25 protein-coding genes, 1 pseudogene and 1 other annotated feature are annotated in these 23,646 nt (G+C 34.6%); of the genes and pseudogenes, 3 read left to right on the forward strand and 23 right to left on the reverse strand.

Annotated elements, in window-relative coordinates:
- Positions 1–128 precede the first annotated feature (128 nt).
- The 17 genes from RPL90_RS01895 to radA all read right to left on the reverse strand — a co-directional run bounded on the left by RPL90_RS01895 (position 129) and on the right by radA (position 13,733).
- Positions 129–749, reverse strand: a complete 621-nt coding sequence (locus RPL90_RS01895) for a class I SAM-dependent methyltransferase (protein WP_313542042.1) — start codon at positions 747–749, stop codon at positions 129–131.
- 216 nt (positions 750–965) lie between these two features.
- Entirely contained in the window at positions 966–1,334 is a 369-nt protein-coding gene (rplL, locus tag RPL90_RS01900; protein ID WP_313542044.1) for a 50S ribosomal protein L7/L12, read from the reverse strand.
- A gap of 37 nt (positions 1,335–1,371) precedes the next feature.
- Positions 1,372–1,875, reverse strand: a complete 504-nt coding sequence (gene rplJ, locus RPL90_RS01905; protein ID WP_048792361.1) for a 50S ribosomal protein L10 — start codon at positions 1,873–1,875, stop codon at positions 1,372–1,374.
- A gap of 75 nt (positions 1,876–1,950) precedes the next feature.
- Positions 1,951–2,094: a sequence feature (ribosomal protein L10 leader region), on the reverse strand.
- Between the two features lie 86 nt (positions 2,095–2,180).
- On the reverse strand, positions 2,181–2,876 hold the full coding sequence (rplA, locus tag RPL90_RS01910) for a 50S ribosomal protein L1 (protein ID WP_313542047.1): 696 nt from the start codon (positions 2,874–2,876) through the stop codon (positions 2,181–2,183).
- Positions 2,877–3,063: 187 nt separating this feature from the next.
- Positions 3,064–3,486 carry a 50S ribosomal protein L11 gene (gene rplK / locus RPL90_RS01915; protein ID WP_048792359.1) on the reverse strand — a complete coding sequence of 141 codons (423 nt, stop codon included), beginning with the start codon at positions 3,484–3,486 and terminating at the stop codon, positions 3,064–3,066.
- Positions 3,487–3,665: 179 nt separating this feature from the next.
- On the reverse strand, positions 3,666–4,214 hold the full coding sequence (gene nusG, locus RPL90_RS01920; protein WP_048792358.1) for a transcription termination/antitermination protein NusG: 549 nt from the start codon (positions 4,212–4,214) through the stop codon (positions 3,666–3,668).
- A gap of 14 nt (positions 4,215–4,228) precedes the next feature.
- Positions 4,229–4,408, reverse strand: a complete 180-nt coding sequence (gene secE / locus RPL90_RS01925) for a preprotein translocase subunit SecE (protein WP_048792357.1) — start codon at positions 4,406–4,408, stop codon at positions 4,229–4,231.
- Positions 4,409–4,493: 85 nt separating this feature from the next.
- On the reverse strand, positions 4,494–4,637 hold the full coding sequence (gene rpmG / locus RPL90_RS01930; protein ID WP_313542051.1) for a 50S ribosomal protein L33: 144 nt from the start codon (positions 4,635–4,637) through the stop codon (positions 4,494–4,496).
- Positions 4,638–4,756: 119 nt separating this feature from the next.
- On the reverse strand, positions 4,757–5,338 hold the full coding sequence (locus RPL90_RS01935; RefSeq protein WP_313542053.1) for a sigma-70 family RNA polymerase sigma factor: 582 nt from the start codon (positions 5,336–5,338) through the stop codon (positions 4,757–4,759).
- 68 nt (positions 5,339–5,406) lie between these two features.
- On the reverse strand, positions 5,407–5,934 hold the full coding sequence (locus tag RPL90_RS01940) for an NYN domain-containing protein (protein ID WP_103294580.1): 528 nt from the start codon (positions 5,932–5,934) through the stop codon (positions 5,407–5,409).
- Positions 5,934–6,680, reverse strand: a complete 747-nt coding sequence (rlmB, locus tag RPL90_RS01945; RefSeq protein WP_313542058.1) for a 23S rRNA (guanosine(2251)-2'-O)-methyltransferase RlmB — start codon at positions 6,678–6,680, stop codon at positions 5,934–5,936. The genes RPL90_RS01940 and rlmB overlap by 1 nt, the downstream gene beginning before the upstream one ends.
- Positions 6,681–6,684: 4 nt before the next feature.
- Entirely contained in the window at positions 6,685–7,035 is a 351-nt protein-coding gene (locus RPL90_RS01950) for a Mini-ribonuclease 3 (protein WP_313542105.1), read from the reverse strand.
- Positions 7,036–7,075: 40 nt separating this feature from the next.
- Entirely contained in the window at positions 7,076–8,476 is a 1,401-nt protein-coding gene (gene cysS / locus RPL90_RS01955) for a cysteine--tRNA ligase (protein WP_313542061.1), read from the reverse strand.
- Positions 8,460–9,089, reverse strand: coding sequence for a serine O-acetyltransferase (cysE, locus tag RPL90_RS01960; RefSeq protein WP_061855526.1), 630 nt, complete (start codon positions 9,087–9,089; stop codon positions 8,460–8,462). The genes cysS and cysE overlap by 17 nt, the downstream gene beginning before the upstream one ends.
- Positions 9,090–9,424: 335 nt before the next feature.
- On the reverse strand, positions 9,425–10,879 hold the full coding sequence (gene gltX, locus RPL90_RS01965) for a glutamate--tRNA ligase (RefSeq protein ID WP_313542063.1): 1,455 nt from the start codon (positions 10,877–10,879) through the stop codon (positions 9,425–9,427).
- 348 nt (positions 10,880–11,227) lie between these two features.
- Complete coding sequence (locus RPL90_RS01970) at positions 11,228–12,292, reverse strand: PIN/TRAM domain-containing protein (protein ID WP_313542066.1); 1,065 nt, start codon at positions 12,290–12,292, stop codon at positions 11,228–11,230.
- Positions 12,293–12,365: 73 nt separating this feature from the next.
- Complete coding sequence (gene radA, locus RPL90_RS01975; protein ID WP_313542069.1) at positions 12,366–13,733, reverse strand: DNA repair protein RadA; 1,368 nt, start codon at positions 13,731–13,733, stop codon at positions 12,366–12,368.
- Positions 13,734–14,171: 438 nt separating this feature from the next.
- Here radA and RPL90_RS01980 point away from each other — a divergent pair.
- A pseudogene (locus RPL90_RS01980) lies at positions 14,172–14,413 on the forward strand (IS3 family transposase); the annotation flags it as partial.
- Positions 14,414–14,563: 150 nt separating this feature from the next.
- Here the strand turns inward: RPL90_RS01980 and RPL90_RS01985 are convergent.
- From RPL90_RS01985 to RPL90_RS02000, 4 genes are read right to left on the reverse strand one after another with little or no spacing between them, the layout of a single operon-like run.
- A complete protein-coding gene (locus RPL90_RS01985; protein WP_313542072.1) occupies positions 14,564–17,026 on the reverse strand; it encodes an ATP-dependent Clp protease ATP-binding subunit in 2,463 nt (820 codons plus the stop codon).
- 12 nt (positions 17,027–17,038) lie between these two features.
- Positions 17,039–18,049 carry a protein arginine kinase gene (locus tag RPL90_RS01990; RefSeq protein WP_313542075.1) on the reverse strand — a complete coding sequence of 337 codons (1,011 nt, stop codon included), beginning with the start codon at positions 18,047–18,049 and terminating at the stop codon, positions 17,039–17,041.
- Complete coding sequence (locus tag RPL90_RS01995) at positions 18,030–18,596, reverse strand: UvrB/UvrC motif-containing protein (protein WP_313542078.1); 567 nt, start codon at positions 18,594–18,596, stop codon at positions 18,030–18,032. The genes RPL90_RS01990 and RPL90_RS01995 overlap by 20 nt, the downstream gene beginning before the upstream one ends.
- 15 nt (positions 18,597–18,611) lie before the next feature.
- A complete protein-coding gene (locus RPL90_RS02000) occupies positions 18,612–19,073 on the reverse strand; it encodes a CtsR family transcriptional regulator (RefSeq protein WP_313542081.1) in 462 nt (153 codons plus the stop codon).
- 156 nt (positions 19,074–19,229) lie between these two features.
- On the opposite strand from RPL90_RS02000, the gene RPL90_RS02005 reads away from it, so the two are divergent.
- Positions 19,230–20,444, forward strand: coding sequence for a NupC/NupG family nucleoside CNT transporter (locus tag RPL90_RS02005; protein ID WP_313542084.1), 1,215 nt, complete (start codon positions 19,230–19,232; stop codon positions 20,442–20,444).
- A gap of 59 nt (positions 20,445–20,503) precedes the next feature.
- Here the strand turns inward: RPL90_RS02005 and pdxT are convergent, their stop codons facing one another.
- Both pdxT and pdxS read right to left on the reverse strand, forming a co-directional pair.
- Positions 20,504–21,079, reverse strand: coding sequence for a pyridoxal 5'-phosphate synthase glutaminase subunit PdxT (pdxT, locus tag RPL90_RS02010; RefSeq protein ID WP_313542087.1), 576 nt, complete (start codon positions 21,077–21,079; stop codon positions 20,504–20,506).
- 1 nt (position 21,080) lies between these two features.
- Positions 21,081–21,968, reverse strand: coding sequence for a pyridoxal 5'-phosphate synthase lyase subunit PdxS (gene pdxS, locus RPL90_RS02015; RefSeq protein WP_313542090.1), 888 nt, complete (start codon positions 21,966–21,968; stop codon positions 21,081–21,083).
- Between the two features lie 97 nt (positions 21,969–22,065).
- Between pdxS and pdxR the strand changes: the two genes are divergently transcribed.
- Positions 22,066–23,442 carry a MocR-like pyridoxine biosynthesis transcription factor PdxR gene (gene pdxR / locus RPL90_RS02020; protein ID WP_313542093.1) on the forward strand — a complete coding sequence of 459 codons (1,377 nt, stop codon included), beginning with the start codon at positions 22,066–22,068 and terminating at the stop codon, positions 23,440–23,442.
- The last annotated feature ends 204 nt before the right edge of the window (positions 23,443–23,646 follow it).

Below are 23,646 nucleotides of genomic sequence, written 5' to 3' on the forward strand. Positions count from 1 at the left end.
AAGAAAACGGTAGCACTCCTTATGACACCATTTTCGATTTACTATATTTACAATTTGCATTGTTGTATGATTGATAAAAGTACACACTTATTGAACATAAATTTTTACATTCTATAACTATATCAGAATTACACTTCGAAATCAACCTTCACACTTTTCAAAATGTAATATCCTTTACTTTTGTCAACAACTTCAACGTTACTAAAAGTTTCTTCCATTTTCTTCTTCGCAGATGGCATACCTTGCTTTTTTTGAATTACAACATACAAGGATCCATCATTATTTAATTTGCTATAAGCGTCTTCTAATATACGATGCACGACTTGTTTTCCAGCTCTTATTGGTGGATTAGTAACAATGGCATCATAATTGTTATCAATCGTTTGTGTTAAGCCATCGCTTTTAAAAATTCCCGCATTATCTATATGATTGCTTTTTTTATTCTTTTTAGCTAAAGCTAGTGCTCGTTCATTAACATCTACCATTGCAACCTCATGATGTGGCGCACATTTAGCAATCATCAAGCCAATCGGGCCATATCCACACCCTACATCGACTATTTTCTTTTTAGGGCCTGGCGGGTTAGATTTTAAAAAAGTTCTAATTAATAAATCGGAACCAAAATCAATCTTTCCTTTTGAAAATACGCCACTGTCGGTAGTTAATTTCAAGTTATGTTGATCATAGGAGTATGTAAATGTTATTTCGTCACTTTCAATTTCAGGATTTTCATCATAATAATGACTCATGACTTCACCTCTTAATTATTCATCGTTACATGAATGATATAATATCTTACGTCGTTCGACTCTTTGAAATAACTATATATACAAAAAGATAAAACCCCGTTATATCTATAACGGGGTTTTCACTTCTCAAAATCTTAGACTGCAAGGTGTATACTTAAATAGTGAAACATCCTTGTTACTGCAATATAAAATTATTTTTGAGTATTAAGGCTAGAATTATTTTAATTCTACTGAAGCGCCAACTTCTTCTAATTGAGATTTAAGTTCTTCAGCATCTTCTTTAGATAAACCTTCTTTAACTACACTTGGAGCTCCGTCTACTAATTCTTTAGCATCTTTTAAGCCTAAGCCAGTTGCTTCTTTAACAGCTTTAACAACTTTGATTTTAGATGAACCAGCTGAAGTTAACTCAACGTTAAATTCAGTTTGTTCAGCAGCAGCGTCAGCGCCACCTGCAGCACCGCCAGCTGCTACTGGAGCCGCTGCAGTTACACCAAATTCTTCTTCAATTGCTTTTACTAAATCGTTTAATTCTAATACTGACATTTCTTTAATTGCTTCAATGATTTGTTCTTGATTAGCCATTTTAATATTCCTCCGTTAATTTAATATTTTTGCGCGATTATTCAGCGCTTTCTTCTTCTTGTTGTTCTCCAACAGCTTTAACCGCATAAGCGAAGTTGCGTACTGGAGCTTGTAATACAGATAAAAGCATAGATACAAGACCGTCGTGATTTGGTAAAGAACCAACTGTTTTAACTTCTTCAGCTGAGATTAAGTTACCTTCCATAACGCCTGTCTTAATTTCTAACGCATCATGTTCTTTTGCGAATCCTGCAAGTACTTTTGCTGGCGCAACAACATCTTCAGTTGAAGTAGCAACAGCTGTAGGTCCAACTAAAAATTCGTCTAAACCTTCAATACCTGCTTTTTCAGCTGCACGACGTACCATAGTATTTTTGTATACTTTGTATTCCACGCCAGCTTCACGTAATTGGTTACGTAATTCTGTTACTTCAGATACGCTTAAACCACGATAGTCAACGATAACAGTTGAAACTGAGTTTTTAAGTTGATCAGCTATAACATCAACATGTTGTTGTTTTGCTTCAATGATAGCAGACATTTAGACACCTCCATATAGTTTAATTTTGGTGCTTTTAATTTTGATATTGGCAATACAAGTGTATGTAACAACCAATAATCAATAAAAAAAGCACTTTCTACCCACGGCAAAAAGTGCTTGAAAGTTTAATCTTCACGTTCAAGTCAATTTTAGCCTCGGTAGGATAATTTTTAAGTTACGTATAACTCCTACTGTCTTAGGTAAAATAATCACATAAACAAATATAACTCGTTTACGTTAATAAGTCAATATTTATTTATAGACTGAAAGAAAATCTTCCAGTCTATAATTATTTTTGTATGAAATTACAATTTGAAGCTTGAAGTATCAACTTTGATACCAGGGCCCATTGTTGTAGTTACGTTAACAGATTTGTAGTAAGTCCCTTTAGCTGAAGATGGTTTAGCTTTTGTTAAAACATCTTGTAAAGCTTTAAAGTTTTCTACTAGTTTATCTGTATCGAATGAAGTTTTACCAATTGAAGCGTGGACAATACCAGCTTTTTCAGCACGATATTCAACTTTACCAGCTTTAATTTCTTCAACGGCTTTTTTCACATCCATTGTAACAGTTCCAGTTTTAGGGTTTGGCATTAAACCTTTAGGTCCTAATACACGACCTAATTTACCAACTTCACCCATCATGTCTGGTGTAGCAACAACTACATCGAAGTCGAACCAACCTTGTTGGATTTGAGTTACATAGTCGCCTTCGCCTACATAATCTGCTCCTGCTTCTTCTGCTTCTGTTGCTTTGTCACCTTTAGCAAATACTAATACACGTTGTGATTTACCTGTACCGTTTGGTAATACTACCGCTCCACGGATTTGTTGATCATTTTTACGTGTATCAATGCCTAAACGAAATGCTACTTCAACCGAAGCATCAAAGTTAGCAATACTTGTTTCTTTAGCTAATGCAACCGCTTCTTCAACACTATAGTGTTTTTGGCGATCGATTTTACTAGCTACTTCTTGATACTTTTTACTTTTCTTAGCCATTTTAAGTTCCTCCTTTAGTGGTTTTAGCGGAATTTCCTCCCACGTTTACTTGTTTACACAAGTTAAGAGCAGACAACATTTACTGAGAATCACAAGGTATTGCCTCATTCATTCATCAAGCCATAAATAATCTATAGCTATTGTTATCTGCTATAATAATTTATCGTTATAATATCAATGTTATTAATTAGTCTACAGTTATACCCATACTACGAGCAGTACCTTCGATAATACGCATTGCTGCTTCTTCGTCTGCAGCGTTTAAGTCTTGCATTTTAGTGTTAGCAATTTCGCGTACTTGATCTTTAGTTACTGAAGCAACTTTGTTTTTGTTTGGTTCACCTGAACCTTTTTCAACTCCAGCTGCTTTTTTAAGTAGTACTGGCGCAGGTGGTGTTTTAGTAACGAATGTAAATGAACGATCTTCATATACACTGATTTCTACTGGAATGATTAAACCTGCATCCTCTTGAGTACGTGCGTTGAATTCCTTACAGAATCCCATAATGTTCACACCTGCTTGACCTAACGCTGGTCCAACTGGTGGTGCTGGATTTGCTTTACCTGCAGGAATTTGTAATTTAACTACTTTTTCTACTTTTTTAGCCACGATGTGCACCTCCTTGATATCGTGATGTGGTCATAGGACTAAGTTTTGCCCTCCCACTCTTCAACATTTCGTGACGAAATGAAACGCTCTTAAGCGCGACCACAGTATTATAACATCAACTAAGAATATAAAGCAATAGTAATTTTGCTAATTTCCAGCTGATGTTATGATTTCTTTTATTATAATTTTTCGATTTGATCAAATTCTACTTCGACAGGAGTTTCTCTACCAAACATGTCTACTAATACAGTAAGTTTGAATTTATCGGCTTCAATTTCTTGAACCTCACCCACTTGATTCGCAAAAGGTCCAGATTTAATAGTAACTTGTTCACCAACTTCAACTTCTACATCGATCGTTTTTTCTTTTAAGCCCATTTGTTTTAAAATGAAGCGCACTTCATCAGGCAATAATGGATTCGGTTTAGAACCAGATCCAGCAGAACCGACAAACCCAGTTACTCCTGGTGTATTTCTTACTACATACCATGATTCATCAGTCATTACTAATTCAACTAATACATAACCAGGGAATGTTTTTTTAGTTAATGTCTTTGCTTTACCATCTTTCACTTGCGTTTCTTCTTCTTCTGGTATGACAACTCTAAAAATTTGTTCAGTCATATTCATAGATTCTACACGTTTCTCTAAATTCTTTTTAACCTTATTCTCATATCCAGAATACGTATGCACTGCATACCAATGCTTTGCGCCAACTTCTTCAGACATGTCGTCACTCCTTATTATTTAATTATTTCTATGATTCTGCCAATTCCTAAATCTAAGGCATAGAAGAAAGCTAAGAAGAATACTACTGTTGCTACTACAATAACTGTGTATTTAAACAATTCCTCTTTTGTAGGCCAACTTGTTTTTTCCATCTCTGACTTAACGCCTTGGAAGAAATTTTCTTTTTTAGCCATATTACAGACCTCCATCTCAATTCTATCTTAAATTATCATCTAACTGCGCTATTTATTAAACCAAGTAGATAAAAACATTTCAATTTTATTTAGATTCTTTGTGCACGGTATGCGCATTACATCTTGGGCAATACTTTTTCAAAGTTAGCCTTATCGTAGAATCATCTTGCTTTGGAACGTTGTAATTTCGGTTACCACATTCTTCGCAACTAAGCGGTACTTTTTTCACTAGACTTCACCTTATTCATTATAATACCAGTATACTATACATAAATAGCATGATAAATGTCAAACCTCAGCTTTTTCCTAACGAAGTAAGCAACGCTTTTTTATCATTGTAAGTGCTACTTAATTATTCTTATGTAACATTAATTTTTTTCGGAGTTTTATTTTACACCGTTGTATAGCATTATAAATATTTTTATTGTTAACATTTAATTTCCGAGCCATTTCTTGTGGCGTGTACCCTTGCAATAAAAACGTAACAACCACACACTCAAAATCACTTAGTATAGATAAACTTTGCTTAATGTGTCTTGCTATTTCATCATTGAGTACTTGCTGCTCCACTATATGATAGTGTTTGAAATAATTATATTCTACTTTATATTCATTAATTAGCATTTCTTGTTTATGATACTGATTCATCCGTCTGCGCAAATAATCATATTTTACCGACTTTACTATTTTACTAATATAATGCTCAAACGGCGTTGATCGACGGAAGTCAAATTTACTTATAGCTAAAAATATTTTAACTACTACTTCTTGATATAAATCATCTTGTACATGACAATCAATTGCGTAGTGATTTAGTTTTTGTCTAATCTTAGGTTCTATCTTATTTAAGTAGTCTTCTAAATCTATACAATCATCAATACGTAACTCACTTTGTTGCTCATAGTCTTTTGTTGTTTTATTACGAATCATATGTAATGTCCTTTCTTAAAAGTATAGACATCATACATAGATTCATATGTTAAATCAATAGTGCTAAATTAGTCTTTTTTACGATCGCCACGTCTAATTTTCTCGAATTCTTCCAATATATCATTCGACAGTTCAATTCGCGTACGTGGCTTGCGTTCTTTAAAGCCATCAAGCGACTTAGAGATTGTCACTTCGCTCTCTTTTAAATCTCGCCACATTTCTCTAGATGAAATTCTATAGGCCCCCGTGCCAAATATGGCATGTTGTTCGCTCATATCACTCGTCACAACTGTAATATGAGTAGTGTATTTATCGTATAAATCATACACATATTTTTCGATATAGCTATCTGCTGTTTCTTTCTCCTTCGTAAAAACGACTTTAACACCATGATACATATATTCAGTTTGCATGCCTGACTGTTCATAAGCATCAAATACACATAATACCTCATCTGCGATTACAGCACTATAATTAGCAATGGTAGTGAGCAAACTTTCTCGAGCTTCTTCTAAATTCTCTTGGGACAGTTTACTCAATTCAGTAGACTGCCCTATCATGTTATAACCATCAATGATTAAATAACGAGACTTCATTAGTTATCTCCTATCTGATTCCGCTTACGATAAACCTCATACATCATTAAACTAGCTGCTACAGACGCATTTAGGCTATTTACATGCCCTACCATAGGAATCTTGATATAAAAATCGCATTTATCTTTTACAAGTCTGCTCATTCCTTGACCTTCACTACCAATGACGATGGCTATTGGCATCCCAGCATCTAATTGACGATAATCCGTCGCATTATCCGCTTCTGCACCAGCAACCCAATAGCCTTTTTCTTTTAATGTTTCAATTGTTTGAGCTAGATTTGTCACACGCATAACGGGAACGTGTTGGATAGCACCTGTACTTGCTTTCACTACAGTTTGTGTTAACGCAACGGAACGACGTTTAGGAATAATAATGCCATCAACACCTGAAGCGTCGGCAGTACGTATAATTGATCCTAAATTATGTGGGTCTTCTAGTCCATCTAATATAAGTACTGTCGATAATTGTTCTTTATTTTGTTGCGCCGTTAAAAAATTGTCGAAATCAGCATATTCATAAGGTGCTACTAGTGCTGCAACACCTTGGTGAGGTGCATCTGCTAGATTATCCAATTTAGATTTCGGTACGGTTTGAACTATAAGTTTATCGTTTTTTGCTTTTTTTAAAATCTCACTCAATTGTTGTTTCTTTACGCCTTCTTGAATCAAAATTTTATTTATAGTATGTCCTGAGACAATAGCTTCTTTAACAGCATGACGACCAACGATGACAATGTCTTCCAAATTATTACGCCCTTTCATCTACTATATTTACTATTGTTGTTAATAATCGCTCTAATCTTTCGTTATGACGCTCTAAATATAAGTAGCCAATTATCGCTTCTAAAGCTGTGCTTTTTTTATAAGTTTGAATATCTGTGTTCTTCGCCTTAGTATAACTTTTAGCGTTACGACCACGTCTAACAATGTCTAATTCTTCTTCAGTAAACCATTTCATTGTCATTAGTGTTTCCAAAGTTTGCGCCTGGCTTTTAGCTGATACATAAGTTTTAGAGAGTTGGTGTAATCTATTAGGTTTACTTTTAAGTTTCAAAACAATGTAAGTACGTACATGTTGATCTAGAACTGCATCACCCATATAAGCTAAAGTTAAAGGATTTAATAATTTTGCATTGGCTTTATCCACGTTTAAACCTCACACCTTGAGGCGTATCTTCTAAAACGATGTTTTGTTCTTTAAGTGAGTCACGTATTTCATCAGCTCTAGCGAAGTCTTTATTTTTTCTTGCCTCATTACGTTCTTCAATAAGCGCCTCGATATCTTCATCTAATAACACTTCCGCTTCTTGTCCAACAAGTGGTACACCTAACACATCGCTAAATATTTGATAAACTTCTTTAAATCTTTCAAGCACTGCTAATGAAGTCGTGTTCTCTAATACAAATTTATTAGCTAGTTTTGTTAATTCAAACCAAGCCGTAATCGCATTGGCTGTATTAAAGTCATCGTTCATCACTGCTTCAAATTGAGCTAATATATTATTGATTTCTGCAATATAATCATTTTGATCTGTTACGTCAGTAGCTATTTCTGCACGTTCTATTATTGCTTTGTAACTATTACGTATACGTTCTAATCCATTTTTCGCTGCGTTAACTAATTCCATATTATAGTTTATAGGACTACGGTAGTGTACACTAATCATAAAGAAACGTAACACATCAGGATCAATCTCTTTAATAATGTCATGTACAAGTACAAAATTACCTAACGACTTACTCATCTTTTCATTATCAATATTAATAAAGCCATTATGCATCCAGTAATTAGCAAATGTTGCATGGTTATGTGCTTCAGATTGTGCAATTTCATTTTCGTGGTGAGGGAATTGTAAGTCTGTACCACCTGCGTGAATATCCATCGTAGCGCCAAGTTCTTTATAAGCCATAACTGAACACTCAATATGCCAACCCGGACGACCTTTACCAAACGGACTATCCCAGCTTATTTCACCTTCTTTTGCGGCTTTCCATAAAGTGAAGTCTAAAGCATCCTCTTTTTGCTCGCCTTGCTCAATACGTGCGCCAACTTTCAAATCATTTAAAGACTGGTGGCTTAATTTACCATAGTCTTCAAATTTACGCGTTCTATAATAAACATCTCCACCGCTAACATAAGCATATCCTTCGTCCACTAAATCTTGAATAAATTGAATAATATCATCCATATGGTTCATCACTCGTGGGTTAGCAGTTGCTCTTCTTACATTCAACGCACCAGTATCTTCATAGAAAGCATTAATATAACGTTCAGCAATCGTTTCTACAGGTTCATTTAATTCTTTAGAGCGGTTGATTAATTTATCATCAACATCCGTAAAGTTAGATACATAGATCACTTCATAGCCTTGATATTCAAAATATCTACGTACGACATCATAAACAATAGCCGGGCGTGCATTTCCTATATGAATATAGTTATAAACCGTTGGCCCACACACGTACATTTTAACTTTGCCCGGCTCAATAGGCTCAAACGTCTCTTTTTGACGTGTAAGTGTATTATATAATGTAATCATCTTGTATCTCTCCGTTTCTTGTTTTCTCTAACTGACGCTCTAATTCTTTCATTTGCTCATAAATAGGGTCTGGTAAATTTAAATGATCAAATGTTTTACCAATACGTTTACCATCTTGTTTAACGATATGACCTGGAATACCTACTACTGTTGAATAACTTGGAACAGAAGTTAAAACTACAGAATTAGCACCAATATTCACATCTGAATCAATTTGGATATTACCTAAAACCTTCGCACCTGCTGCAATCAATACATTGTCGCCAATATCAGGATGTCTTTTCCCTTTTTCTTTACCAGTACCACCTAAAGTGACACCTTGATAGATAGTAACATTATTACCGATTCTACATGTTTCTCCGATGACTACGCCCATTCCATGATCGATAAATAGACGTTTTCCTATTTCTGCACCTGGATGAATTTCGATACCCGTAAAGAAACGCGCTACTTGAGAAATCAGTCTGGCGATGACATATTTTTTCTTTTTGTATAATTCATGCGCTATTAAATGGCTCCATATCGCATGTAAACCGGCATATGACGTCACAACTTCAAATGTCGTTTTTGCTGCGGGATCTTGCTCAAACACCATATTAATATCGTCTTTCATTCTTTTTATTACTTTAAACAAGGTATATTTCCTCCCTACTAAAAAAAGCACCCCAACAATTTATGTTAGAGGTGCTTTTGCACGGTTCCACTCTTTTTTATAATAGTGATAGCTTGAATAACTATAAAAATTCAAACTGTTAACTAGTATACGCTCATTTATCTTATTTAATTATAAAGACACAAAGGTGCATTCCATAATCGCAGTGATGTACTTGCAGCAACCGCACACTCTCTAAACACTGCCAATTATTTACTAATCCTCTGTTATTTAATATTAATCATAAGTCGTTTGTTGTAAATTTTCAAGTTACAACACGTACCACTTTGTAATCATTATAAATATTTTTTAAGTCTTGATAAAACTTTGTCTTTACCAAGTACTTCAATCGTATTTGGTAGTTCTGGTCCATGCATTTGTCCAGTGACAGCAACTCGGATAGGCATAAACAATTGTTTACCTTTAATACCTGTTTCTTTTTGTACTTCTTTAATTGTCTTTTTAATTTCTGCCGCTTCAAACGGTTCTAAAGCTTCTAATTTACCGTATAAGTGGTTGATTAATTCAGGAACTTGTTCACCGTCTAAAATTTCTTGTTCATCTTTGCCTAAAGCTTGTTCATCGCGGAAGAAAATCTCTGACAACGGTACAATTTCACCTGCATAGCTCATTTCTTTTTGATATAACGCAACTAACTTACGTCCCCACTCTAAATCATCTTCAGAAGGATTTTCTGGTAATAATTCAGCTTTAATTAAATGTGGTAATGCAAGTTCGAATACAGTTTCAGCATCTTTTTGTTTCATGTATTGGTTGTTAATCCATGCTAACTTCTGTTTATCAAAGAAAGCAGGTGATTTTGATAAACGTTTTTCATCAAATATTTTAATGAATTGTTCTTTAGAATAGATTTCGTCTTCGCCTTCTGGAGACCAACCTAACAATGTTATAAAGTTAAATAAAGCTTCAGGTAGGTAACCTAAATCACGATATTGCTCAATAAATTGTAATATTTGCCCATCACGTTTACTTAATTTTTTACGTTCTTCATTAACAATTAATGACATATGTGCAAAACGTGGAGGCTCCCAACCGAATGTTTCATATATCATAATTTGCTTTGGTGTGTTTGAAATATGGTCATCACCGCGAATAACATCAGAAATTTCCATATAATGGTCGTCTATTGCTACAGCAAAGTTGTATGTTGGGACGCCATCTTTTTTTACGATTACCCAATCACCCATATTATTTGAATCGAATGAAATTTCACCTTTAACCATGTCATCAAATTTAAAACTAGTATCTTTAGGAACTCTGAAACGAATCGATGGTTTACGACCTTCAGCTTCAAATTGTTGACGTTCTTCTTCAGTTAAATGTGCATGTTTACCACCATATCTAGGCATTTCACCACGTGCGATTTGTTCTTCACGTTCAGCTTCTAACTCATCTTCAGTCATGTAGCATTTGTAAGCTTTATCTTCGTCTAATAATTGTTGAATTAATGGGTTATAGATTTCAGCACGTTCAGACTGACGGTACGGACCGTATCCTTTATCTTTATCAATTGATTCATCCCATTCAATGCCTAACCATTTCAAGTTTTCAAATTGTGAAGATTCTCCGTCTTCTAAATTACGTTTACTATCTGTATCTTCAATACGGATAACAAAATCCCCATCATAATGTTTGGCAAATAAATAGTTAAATAATGCTGTTCTAGCATTACCAATATGCAAATAACCTGTTGGGCTAGGTGCGTATCTAACTCTTACACGATCGCTCATTATGTTCACTCCAATTTAACTTTTTCTGTTTCACGGCGCATCAAAAAAGTTGAAACTTGCGTATCAACTCAAATTAATATTTATCACTTTATAATATTAATAATGCAGACCTTTAATATTTTTCTAATTAATAATACCATAGCTGGACTCATTTTGCTTAACTCTTTTCTAGAAAACATAGGATAAATACTTCAGTTGAACTTTAATCAAAATAAGTAGCAATTTTTCGCTATCCATTGTAGCACGTCGCACCTATTTTTGATAACAACATGCTTCGTTTTACATTAAAATAAGATTTCATATAAAAAAATTATCGTAATAACAACCTTTTTATATAAAATCTTATAATTAAATAGTATCTAATTTCTTCGCAAAAATAATTCTACCTGATGATGTTTGTAATAAGCTAATAACTTCTAAATCAATATGTTCGCCAATATGTTTTTTAGCATTATCCACAACAACCATCGTGCCATCATCTAAATAACCTACAGCTTGGCCAGATTCTTTACCCATTTTAGTTAACAATAAGCTAAAACGATCGCCTTGATGCACATTTGGTTTAATTGCTTCAGATAAATCATTAACATTTAATGCTTGTATACCTTGTACATGACAAACTTTATTTAAATTAAAATCTGTTGTTATCACATGAGCTCTATAATGTTGCGCTAATTTGATCAACATCGCGTCAATATCACTATGCGTTTTTGTTGGATGAATAATTCTTGTCGGGTGATCTGTATCATACAGTTCATTTAAAATATCCAAACCTCGTTGTCCTTTTTCACGTTTAACGCTATCATTCGCATCGGCCACAATTTGTAGTTCATTAATAACGCCTTGTGGAATTAAAATTTCACCATCTATAAAACCACATTTAATAATATCTACAATTCGGCCATCTATAATCGCACTTGTATCAATAATTTTAGGTACAGCATTTCTTGCATTAATCGACATTGAACGCGCCATATTTTCAGGTAAAAAAAGCAACATTTCGTCACGCTTTTTCAATCCGAATTGGAAACCTAAATAACCTAAAACAATAGTAATAATAATTGGCACAAAATGATTTAAGACATTGTTCCCGATAATTTGAAAAATAAATGATATCATTACTGAAATTAACAGGCCTATAATAAGTCCAATCGTCGCAAATAGTATTTCTACTGCGCTTTGACGCATAAATGTTTGCTCTAATTCTTTCATTCCTAAAGTGATTTTATTAATAAACCATCCAAAAATTAAAAAGAATAAAATAATACCAATGAGACCAGTAAAATAGCTATTTGTTAATAACGCTATATCTCCTAAACCAGCATCAGTAGTGATAGCTGGAATAAAATATACACCTAAACTTGCACCTAAAATAATATAGCACAAGATTACAATGAATTTTACCATATTCACACTAGTAATCTCCTTTCTGCAAAATGTTCTCTATCTATAACGTTATGAATTGAGTCATTTTGTTTAATTTGTCTTAGTTTTTTAAAGCATGTTTTAAAGCTTCGTGGACACTTTTTACGCCTACGACTTTAATATTGTCTGGAAATGTCCAACCACCGATATTTGTTTCGGGTATAATTACTTTTTTAAATCCTAGTTTAGCCGCTTCTTGTACGCGTTGTTCTATTCTAGAGACGCGTCGCACTTCACCAGTAAGTCCAACTTCGCCTATAAAACAGTCCAAGCCATCAACAGCCTTATCTTTAAAACTTGATGCTGTAGCTATTATAATACCTAAGTCAACTGCAGGTTCAGTTAAACGCACCCCACCTGCAACTTTAATATATGCATCTTGTTGTTGTAGTAAATAGTTTTCTTTTTTCTCTAATACAGCCATTAATAAACTTAAGCGATTGTGATCGATGCCTGTAGCCATTCGTCTAGGATTGTTAAAAGTAGTTGGTGTGACTAAAGCTTGTACCTCAATCAATAATGGTCTAGTTCCTTCCATAGTTGATACAATCGTAGAACCTGGCACATTTGTCGAACGTTCTTCTAAAAACATTTCAGAAGGGTTTTTGACACCTTTCAATCCGCTCTGTTTCATTTCAAAAATGCCCATCTCGTTCGTAGAACCGAAACGGTTTTTCACCGCTCTTAAAATACGATAAGCATGGTGTTCATCACCTTCAAAATACAATACCGTATCAACCATATGTTCAAGTAGACGTGGACCCGCTATTTGCCCTTCTTTCGTAACATGGCCAACGATAAATGTAGCAATATTCATTTGTTTAGCAATATTCATAAGACTTTGGGTACTCTCTCTAACTTGAGACACTGAACCCGGGGCAGAACTGATTTCTGGATGAAATATTGTTTGAATCGAGTCCACAACGATCATATCTGGTTGTATTTGTTTTACTGTTTCATGTATAATTTCTAAATCTGTTTCTGCAAATACATTTAACTGACTCGAGTCCTCTTCTAATCTTTCGGCTCTTAACTTCGTTTGATTTAAAGATTCTTCACCTGTTATGTATAAAATATTATAGTCTTGAGATAAGGCAGCACAGATTTGTAATAATAGCGTGGATTTCCCTATACCTGGGTCCCCACCAATCAGAACTAATGAGCCGCTGACTACACCGCCACCAAGTACTCTATTAAATTCTTCAGATTTACTTTTAATTCTAGGCATCGTTTCATGGCGAACTTCATTTAATTTTTGCACTTTAGATGATGTCGCTTTACTTCGCACACCATGTTTCGGACTGCTTTCTTTCTGTGCTATACTCTCTTCCATTTGATTCCATGCACCGCAGTTCGGACATTTTCCCATCCATTTCGGAGATTGATAGCCACATGCCATACATTCATATATTACTTTCTTTTTGGCCAAATTTGCACCTCCAACTTTATATAGAACAAATCTATTTTATACTTCTCTTTCTTTAAAGACAAATCAAAATACAATTCCATTTAAAAATCATTGTAGCATTTGCTTATGTACAGACAATTAATTCATAAAAGCTAGTTTTATTAATTTATATTTAGGTCCTAAAATTAATTTTAATAATGATAACATATTCGCAAATTACGAGTTATTGTAAACTCTTGTTTTATACAAATTAATAAGAGAACAGGACAAGCTGAAAACTGCAGGCTGAGGCTCTCCTCTAAGAAAGCGAGCCAACAATTAGTATTATTGTAAATAAAGAAGCCAGTAAACGAATTCATAAAAACTCATTTACTGGCTATTTATCCCGGAATTATGTCCTAGACTCAACAAATAGGAAAGCAGTATGCATATGGCAAGGGTAATGAACCATTAAATAACAAAGAAAAAGGCATTACCAGAAGCATGTCCCGTATGGGAACGCCAGCTGATAATGCCCCTATCGAATGCTTCCATTCCTCTCTAAAATGTGAAACATTCTACCTAAACAATGAGCTTAATAGCTTTAATGACATTGTAATAGACATTGTCGTAAATTTACATTGAAAACTATAATAAACTTAGAATTTAACAAAAAACTAGGCTACTTATCTCCTATAGCATTCAGGAAGTTAGTAGCCTAGCCGATTGTCTCTTTATTAAACTCCCAATTTAGGGGTTCAGTGCCATCGTCCCAGGCTCTTAAAATCAACAATTTCTACCTAATCCTCATACATTATTAGGAATAGTTCATTGATTCGCACATTCATTTAAGTCTGTGCATTATTTACAGATTATGATTCTGTTGTTTCTTTAGTTTTGCTAGTTTTTTTACGCTTTTTGATGTCGTATTTAAATGCTTCACCATCATGGTTAATAACGACGTCTTTACCTTCAATTTTGTTTCCGTCTAAGATTAATTCACTTAAGTTATCTTCGACAGTTTTTTGAATCGCTCTAATTAAAGGTCTTGCACCGTATTCAGGATCATATCCTTCTTCGGCAATTTTTTCTTTCGCTTTTTCAGTAACTTCGATATTAATATCTTGTTCTGTTAAGCGTTCAGTTAATTTATTAACCATCATTGTTACGATTTCTTTTAATTCGTCTTGGTTTAGTTTGTGGAAGACGATTGTATCATCTACACGGTTTAAGAATTCCGGACGGAATGCATTTTTAAGTTCTTTTAACATTGTCTTGCGAATCGTTTCGTATGCTTGGCCTTCTGCTGCGCCACCGAAACCAGCAAAACGTTGGTCTTGTAATTCTTGTGCACCGACGTTAGAAGTCATAATAATCACTGTATTTCTGAAGTCTACACGACGACCTTTTGTATCTGTAAGATGTCCATCATCAAGCACTTGTAACAAGATATTAAATACATCAGGGTGTGCTTTTTCAATTTCATCAAATAGAATAACTGAGTATGGTTTACGTCTAACTTTTTCAGTTAATTGACCACCATCATCATGACCTACGTAGCCTGGAGGCGCTCCGACTAAACGACTCACAGCGTGTTTTTCCATGAATTCACTCATGTCTACACGAATCATCGCATCTTCTTCGCCAAACATTGACTCAGCTAAAGCACGCGCTAATTCTGTTTTACCAACACCAGTTGGTCCTAAGAAGATAAAGCTACCGATTGGACGTTTAGGATCTTTTAATCCGGCACGCGCACGTCTAACAGCTTTACTAATTGAATTAACAGCTTCTTTTTGTCCAATAACTCTTTCATGAAGAGAATCTTCTAAGTTTAATAGACGTTGAGATTCTGTTTCGTTAATACGCGTTAATGGAATACCAGTCCATCCAGCAATAACTTCTGCGATGTCTTCTTCTGATAATGATGTACTTTCCCCATTTTGTGTGTTTTTCCAATTGTTGTTAGCTTCTTCGTATTGTTTTTCTAGTTTAGTCTGTTTATCTCTCAAGTTAGCTGCATTTTCAAATTCTTGTGCATGTACTGCAGCGTCTTTTTCATTTTTAACTTGTTCAATTTGTTGTTCGATTTCTTTTAAATTTGGTGGCGTAGTATGACTTTTAAGTCTTACTTTTGAACTCGCTTCATCAATTAAGTCAATCGCTTTGTCTGGTAAGAAACGATCAGAAACATAACGATTACTTAATTTTACTGCTGCTTCTACCGCTTCATCTGAAATGTTGATACGGTGATGTGCTTCATAACGATCACGTAAACCTTTTAATATTTCTACTGTATCTTCAACAGTTGGTTCGTCGACTTGAACTGGTTGGAAACGACGTTCAAGTGCCGCATCTTTTTCAATGTTTTTACGGTATTCATCTAATGTTGTCGCGCCAATACATTGTAATTCACCACGGGCTAATGCTGGTTTTAAGATATTAGAAGCATCGATTGCACCTTCTGCACCGCCAGCGCCTACAAGTGTATGCAATTCGTCAATAAATAGAATGACGTTACCAGCTTGGTGAATTTCTTCCATTACTTTTTTCAAACGTTCTTCGAATTCGCCTCTATATTTAGTACCAGCAACTACTGTACCCATATCCAATGACATAACACGTTTATCTTTCAATGTTTCAGGTACTTCATTATTAACAATTGCTTGTGCTAATCCTTCTGCAATCGCTGTTTTACCAACACCCGGTTCACCGATTAATACTGGGTTGTTTTTAGTACGACGACTAAGTACTTCGATTACACGAGTAATTTCACTATTTCTGCCAATGACAGGATCTAATGTACCGTCTTTTGCGATCACTGTTAAATCACGTGCTAAACCATCTAACGTTGGGGTATTATTTGATTTATTTGCTTGTGCATTTTTGTTATTCATTTCAGGGCTACCTAACGCTTTAACAACTTGAGCACGTGCTTTGGTAATATTTAAATCTAAGTTGGCAAATACGCGAGCAGCAACGCCTTCATTTTCACGAATTAAACCTAATAAGATGTGTTCTGTACCGACAAAATTGTGGTGTAGTTTTCTTGCTTCATCCATAGATAATTCGATTACTTTTTTCGCTCTAGGCGTGTAGTGCAATGCACCCATTTGCTCTTGGCCATGACCGATAAGTTTTTCAACTTCTTCGATTACTTTTTCTTCAGTAATATCGAATGACTCTAACACTTTTGCTGCGATGCCTTCGGGTTCTTTCATTAAACCTAAAAGCAAATGTTCCGTACCGATATTAGAATGGTTCAAACGAATTGCTTCTTCTTGTGCATGTGCTAATACGCGCTGCGCACGTTCTGTAAGTCTTCCAAATAACATAAACGAGACCTCCTATTTTATATGCTTTCTCAATATATTTGATCGTTTTTCATTTACTGATACATCATCTTCACTATCTAATAAAAACGCAGATTGAATAGCTATCATTAATTCATTGAATTTAAAGTCTTCTAGTTCAATATAACCTAAATCGATACCTAATTTCACTTCACTCAATCTGAAAGATGCTTCTTCCATTGAGATCAGTCTACTATATTTCAAAACGCCTAATGCACGATAAACTCTATCTAACGTTTCAACATGATTATGGCGATTAAGTTGTTCACGAATTTGTAATTCTTCGTTAATAATTTGTTGCACTACTTCTGCTAAGCTATCTATAATTTCTAATTCTGTTTTACCTAAAGTTAATTGATTAGAAATTTGATAAATATGACCATAAACTTGTGAACCTTCACCATATATACCTCTAATCGTAAATCCAAAACGATTTATGGTCTGAGCAATGCGATTCATTCGTTTCATGATTGATAGTCCGGGTAAGTGGAGCATTACGCTTGCTCTTAAACCTGTGCCAATATTAGTCGGACAAGTTGTTAAATAACCTAAACTTTCATCAAAACTAATGTCTAATTCTTGGTCTATTTGGTCATCTACCTCAGAAGCCTTCTCAAATAACGTGTGCAACGATAAATCATTACCCATTGCTTGAATACGCAAATGGTCTTCTTCGTTAATCATTAAACTTAACGATTCGTCTTCATTTAACAGTACCGCCGCCGCAGGTTGTTTGATTAATTCAGGACTTATAAGATGTTTCGCAACGAGTTTGTATTTGCTTTGCTGATCCATAGTATCTAGTCTTTGCAACGTTAACTCGGGAAGCGCATCTTGAACTTCATTAATGACGTTTTCGCCTTCTTTTTCGGAAGGATACATCAGTGGGTGTACATGATTGTCTAAGTTACGCGCAAGTCTAATCCTTGAAGACATTACTACAGGTTGTTCTACTTCGTCGCGCATCCATTCACTAATATGTGAATTAATTTCCTTTTCGCTCATCACGTGACACCTCGCTATCTGTCTTTAACGCTTTAATTTCATCCCTAACTACTGCAGCTTGTTCAAATTCTTGTTCTTCTATCAAATGATTTAAATATTTTGTTTTTTCTTCAATTTGCTTTTTTAAAGCTAACTTTTTATAAGACGAGTGTGGCGTTTTACCGGTATGTTCAAATTGGCCACCTTGGACACGCCTAACTATATCTATAATGTCTTCTTTAAATGTGTCATAACAATCGGCACAGCCAAATTTACCTACATGCGCTATATCTCTTAAAGTCATTTGGCAAGTTGGACATCGCTTTGCTTCTTTAAAAGTGATTTCATCAAAATTAATACCATGTTTAGAAGCAAGGTGTTGTAAGATTTGCTTTACAACGAATGCACCTTCAATATCGTCTTGATGACTTTCTATTTGCTTATCTTGAGTCCAAGGGTTACCACCTTGTGCGCATGTCGAACATACCCACTTTTCTTGTATACCGTCTTGGCCTTTAACCGATAATTTTACTTCTGCCTCATTTAAATGGCAATTTTCACATAACACGGTTATCACCTCGCCTTAATAGTAATTAATAATTGGTAGTAAACGTTTTAAAATGTTAGCTCGAATAATATCTCTAGCTACAATATCCATTTTTAAAGTTTCTCTATCAATGACTGCATTAATCATTTTTGCTTCTCTGTCAGTAATGTAGGACTTTTCTAATAAACCATCTATAATATAGTACGCTTGTTGTTGTGAAATAGAAGGGCCAATAATTTGAAGTAAGTGATTAATATAACCAGTTTCATCTTTATTTTCAATTTTAGTGATTCGGATATATCCTCCGCCACCTCTTTTACTTTCTATTTCATAACCATGTTTATTCGTAAAACGTGTTTTGATCACATAGTTTAACTGTGAAGGAACGCAGTCGAAACGTTGAGCAACATGCGCACGTTGTATTTCAACAGCGTCTTCATTGGTGTCTTCAAATAACTTTTTAATGTACTGTTCTATGATGTCTGACATATTATGCATGATTATCACCTCTTTTTGACCTTCTTTGACTATATTATATGACCAACTTTGACCTTTTTCAACCAATATGATTTAAAAATTTTTATTATCTATGTTACTCATATTACTTTTATTGTATTATAGATGATAAGAAAAAAATAAAGGGATGAGAACATTATGCACATTATCATTGGCTTGATTGGGATTGTAGTATTTTTGGCACTAGCTGTACTATTTAGCTCAGACAGAAAAAATATCCGTTGGAAATATGTCGGTTTACTGTTACTGATACAATTAGTCTTTGCATTTATTTTGTTAAAAACAAAATTCGGTATAACTTTTATTGGTGGCATATCTGATGGCTTCAACTATTTATTATCAAAAGCAGCTGAAGGTGTTAACTTCGTCTTTGGTGGATTTGAATTTGTAGATCCTAAAAACCCACCATTCTTCTTCAATGTATTATTACCAATTGTATTTATTTCTGCTCTAATTGGTATTTTACAATATACAAAAATTTTGCCTTTAATCATTAACGTTTTAGGATTCTTAATTTCCAAAATCAACGGGATGGGTCGTTTAGAATCATATAATGCTGTTGCCGCAGCAATTCTCGGACAATCAGAAGTATTTATTTCTTTAAAAAAAGAATTAGCATACATACCTAAACAACGTTTATATACACTAACTGCTTCTGCGATGTCTACAGTTTCTGCTTCAATTATTGGTGCCTATTTTACATTAATTGAACCGAAGTATGTTGTTACTGCAGTAGTATTAAACTTATTTGGTGGTTTCATTATTGCTTCAATTATTAACCCTTATCGTGTTGATGAAAAAGAAGACAAATTAATCGTTCAAGAAAGTGAAACACATAAACAATCGTTCTTCGAAGTTTTAGGAGAATATATTTTAGATGGTTTTAAAGTAGCAGTTATCGTTGGCGCTATGTTAATAGGTTATATCGCCATTATTGCGTTACTTAACGGCGTCGTTAGTGCTATTTTCACTGGCGTATCTGGAGGTCACATTCACTGGGACTTCCAAACTTTAATTGGTTTTGTCTTTGCACCATTTGCATTTTTAGCTGGTGTACCATGGGGCGATGCAGTTCAATCTGGGTCAGTTATGGCTACAAAACTGTTATCAAATGAGTTCGTTGCAATGCAAAGCTTAGGGAAAGCGACTGGCATGAGCGAACACGCTAAAGGTATCGTTTCAGTATTCGTAGTTTCATTTGCAAACTTCAGCTCTATCGGTATCATATCTGGCGCTATTAAATCATTAAACAACGAAAAAGGTGACATGGTTGCTCGTTTTGGCCTTAAATTACTGTTCGGTGCAACACTAGTGTCATTTATTTCTGCAGCTATTGCTGGATTCTTTATCTAATTTATAAAAAGAGTGATCATAATGGATTAATGCCACTATGACCACTCTTTTTTTAGTTATTACACTTTTTCAGTTATTGCTGGACGTACTATTTTTTCGATAAAATAATGCGTTACTCTAAAGTCATCTGTTAATTCTGGATGGAAAGATACACCTAAATATTTACCTTCTTGAACAGCTACAATTTTGTCGCCTACTGTACTTAATACATCGACATTATCGCGAACACTTTCAATATGTGGTGCTCTTATAAATACACCTTCAATATCTTCTGCTATACCTTTAATGTCTAATTCGGATTCAAAACTGTCTACTTGTCTTCCGAAAGAATTACGTTGTACAGTAATATCTAATTTACTTAAATAACCTTCTTCTCCAAGTATATCTTTTGCCAAGACAATTAAACCTGCACATGTACCAAACATTGGTAAACTTGATTGTTGTAACGCAGCTTTAAAACCATATAAGTTCATTAAACGGCGTAATGTAGTTGATTCACCACCTGGTAATATTAGTCCATCAATATCTTCAAGTTGCTCAACACGTTTAATAGCTACACCTTCATGTCCGCTTAATTCAATGTGACGAATATGTTCTCTAACTGCACCTTGAAGCGCTAATACACCTATCTTCATATTACCAACCACGCTCTTGCATTCGTTCTTCTAAAGAAAGTTGGTTAACATCTAAACCTTTCATCGCAGTACCTAATTCTTTAGATAGACGTCCGATTAATTCATAATCTTGATAATGCGTTGTAGCTTGTACAATTGCTTTAGCGAATTTTTCAGGGTCTTCTGATTTAAAGATACCTGAACCAACAAACACACCATCTGCACCTAATTCCATCATTAACGCAGCATCTGCAGGTGTTGCTACACCACCTGCCGCAAAGTTAACTACTGGTAAACGACCATTATCTTTAATTGATTTTAACACTTCATATGGTGCACCAATATTTTTAGCTTCTGTCATAATTTCATCATCATTCATTACAGTTAAACGACTCACTTCTGAATTAACTTGGCGAATATGTCTAACAGCTTCAACGATATTACCTGTTCCTGGTTCACCTTTCGTTCTTAACATTGCAGAACCTTCACCAATACGACGTGCTGCTTCGCCTAAATTTCTACAACCACAAACGAATGGTACTGTGAATTGATCTTTTAATAAGTGATATTCTTCATCAGCAGGAGTTAAAACTTCTGATTCATCTATATAATCTACACCCATTGATTCTAATACACGTGCTTCTGTTATATGGCCAATACGTGCTTTTGCCATTACGGGAATAGAAACTGCATTCATTACTTCTTCAACGATTTTAGGATTAGCCATTCTTGCTACACCACCAGCTGCTCTTATATCAGATGGAACACGTTCTAGTGCCATTACTGCGACGGCACCTGCTTCCTCAGCGATTTTCGCTTGTTCTGCATTAACAACGTCCATGATAACGCCGCCTTTTTGCATTTCGGCCATTCCTCTTTTGACTCTTTCTGATCCGGTAATTTTAGACATTTACATTTACCCCTTTACTTAGTTGATTAAATTTATTTTAAAAGATAAACTGGTATTTAAAAAGGTACAATTCCGAATAAAATTAAGGGGTCAGTTTATGAGTAAACAAACACTATATATTAATTTATATGAGTCACTGAAACAACAAATAATTGAAGGTCAGTATGATTCTAATGACAAATTTCCTTCTAAAAGAGCATTAGGTGCACACCTATCAGTGAGTAATACAACCATTGAACATGCTTATCAATTATTATTGGATGAAGGTTTTATTTATTCTAAACCACGTTCTGGCTATTTTGTCTCAGATATAGAATCTTTACCAGTTATATATAAAAATCAACCACATCAATTTCATGAAATAAATAAAAGTGCTAGTACTAGCACAACTGATATGAATTATAAGTACACATTCAATATGTCGGAAATTGATCCTGAATATTTCCCAATGCAACAATTTAGAAAATATGCACGTGATGTTTTTGAAGATAACGAAATCGACTTATTGCAACATCGAAGTTTAGAAGGATTATGGGAATTAAGACAACAAATTGCCCATTATCTTTTTAATAGTAGAGGCGTGAGCAGTCACCCAGATCAAATCATTATTGGCAGTTCAACGGAACAATTAATTAATTTAGTCACTGATATTTTAGAACACGCTTCATTTATAATTGAACATCCCAGTTATCCACCAATTAAACAAGTACTCGATAAGAAGCAAATAAGCTATATCCAAGTACCTGTAACGCAAACGGGTATCGACATTGATACCTTTAAAGATAGCAATAATAATATTGCATATGTGACACCTTCTCATCAGTTTCCCACTGGCTACGTAATGAACTTAAAAAAAAGAACCCAACTTATACATTGGGCTCAGTTAGACGACAATCGTTATATAATTGAAGACGATTACGATTCTGAATTTAGATATTCTGGCAAACCTTTACCCGCTTTACAAAGTTTAGATACAAAAGACAAAGTCATTTATATCAGTACTTTTTCAAAATCACTATATCCAAGTTGTCGTGTCGCCTATGTCGTCTTACCTAAAAAGTTGCTAGAACATTATCATCAATTAGAACACAAAGAAGGTAATACCGTTCCGATTCATATGCAAAAACTAGTATCTAACTTTATGCAATCCGGTAGTTTCGAAAGACATTTAAATAAAATGAGAACAGTTTACAATAATAAGTTAAGTTATATATTAGACCGTTTAAAACCATACAATGACCAATTACAAATAGAAGGCACATTAACTGGTATGCACTTCACACTAACCGTAACTAACGGCCTTACATTAGCAGAATGCTTGGCACAAGCTGAAGAAAATTCACTAAAAATTGTATCACTTGCCAAATATAATAATGAGGAAACTGCACCAAAATTTATCATTGGCTTCGGTGGTATACCACAATCGGCACTCCAAGCACATACCGATATATTAATTCAATCACTAACAAAGTAAAGTATCACTTCTTGATATAATCAAGTTAGTGATACTTATGCAGTTGCATCAGCAACTGTGTTTCTTTGTGTTCCTTTATTAGCGGGACGTAAGTCTGCTACCATCGGCGCTAAGAAGCTTTTTTGGCTTGAGGCAAGCGCTCGCATTTTTCCTCACTTGCACGCCTCGCTTACTTGCTTACCTACTCGTAAGCGCGTGGCGCGA

This window comes from Staphylococcus kloosii (assembly GCF_032139365.1).
GTDB classification, from domain to species: domain Bacteria; phylum Bacillota; class Bacilli; order Staphylococcales; family Staphylococcaceae; genus Staphylococcus; species Staphylococcus kloosii_A.

Coding starts and splice junctions, on each gene's coding strand:
- RPL90_RS02005 (WP_313542084.1), top strand. CDS start 19,230: ATGCACATTATCATTGGCTTGATTGGGATTGTAGTATTTTTGGCACTA.
- gltX (WP_313542063.1), bottom strand. CDS start 10,879: ATGAGCGATCGTGTAAGAGTTAGATACGCACCTAGCCCAACAGGTTAT.
- cysS (WP_313542061.1), bottom strand. CDS start 8,476: ATGATTACATTATATAATACACTTACACGTCAAAAAGAGACGTTTGAG.
- RPL90_RS01935 (WP_313542053.1), bottom strand. CDS start 5,338: ATGATTCGTAATAAAACAACAAAAGACTATGAGCAACAAAGTGAGTTA.
- rplA (WP_313542047.1), bottom strand. CDS start 2,876: ATGGCTAAGAAAAGTAAAAAGTATCAAGAAGTAGCTAGTAAAATCGAT.
- RPL90_RS01940 (WP_103294580.1), bottom strand. CDS start 5,934: ATGAAGTCTCGTTATTTAATCATTGATGGTTATAACATGATAGGGCAG.
- RPL90_RS01990 (WP_313542075.1), bottom strand. CDS start 18,049: ATGAGCGAAAAGGAAATTAATTCACATATTAGTGAATGGATGCGCGAC.
- cysE (WP_061855526.1), bottom strand. CDS start 9,089: ATGAAAGACGATATTAATATGGTGTTTGAGCAAGATCCCGCAGCAAAA.
- pdxT (WP_313542087.1), bottom strand. CDS start 21,079: ATGAAGATAGGTGTATTAGCGCTTCAAGGTGCAGTTAGAGAACATATT.
- rplJ (WP_048792361.1), bottom strand. CDS start 1,875: ATGTCTGCTATCATTGAAGCAAAACAACAACATGTTGATGTTATAGCT.
- secE (WP_048792357.1), bottom strand. CDS start 4,408: ATGGCTAAAAAAGAAAATTTCTTCCAAGGCGTTAAGTCAGAGATGGAA.
- nusG (WP_048792358.1), bottom strand. CDS start 4,214: ATGTCTGAAGAAGTTGGCGCAAAGCATTGGTATGCAGTGCATACGTAT.
- RPL90_RS02000 (WP_313542081.1), bottom strand. CDS start 19,073: ATGCATAATATGTCAGACATCATAGAACAGTACATTAAAAAGTTATTT.
- pdxR (WP_313542093.1), top strand. CDS start 22,066: ATGAGTAAACAAACACTATATATTAATTTATATGAGTCACTGAAACAA.
- RPL90_RS01950 (WP_313542105.1), bottom strand. CDS start 7,035: ATGGGTGATGCAGTTCTAGATCAACATGTACGTACTTACATTGTTTTG.
- RPL90_RS01895 (WP_313542042.1), bottom strand. CDS start 749: ATGAGTCATTATTATGATGAAAATCCTGAAATTGAAAGTGACGAAATA.
- pdxS (WP_313542090.1), bottom strand. CDS start 21,968: ATGTCTAAAATTACCGGATCAGAAAGAGTCAAAAGAGGAATGGCCGAA.
- RPL90_RS01985 (WP_313542072.1), bottom strand. CDS start 17,026: ATGTTATTTGGAAGACTTACAGAACGTGCGCAGCGCGTATTAGCACAT.
- rplL (WP_313542044.1), bottom strand. CDS start 1,334: ATGGCTAATCAAGAACAAATCATTGAAGCAATTAAAGAAATGTCAGTA.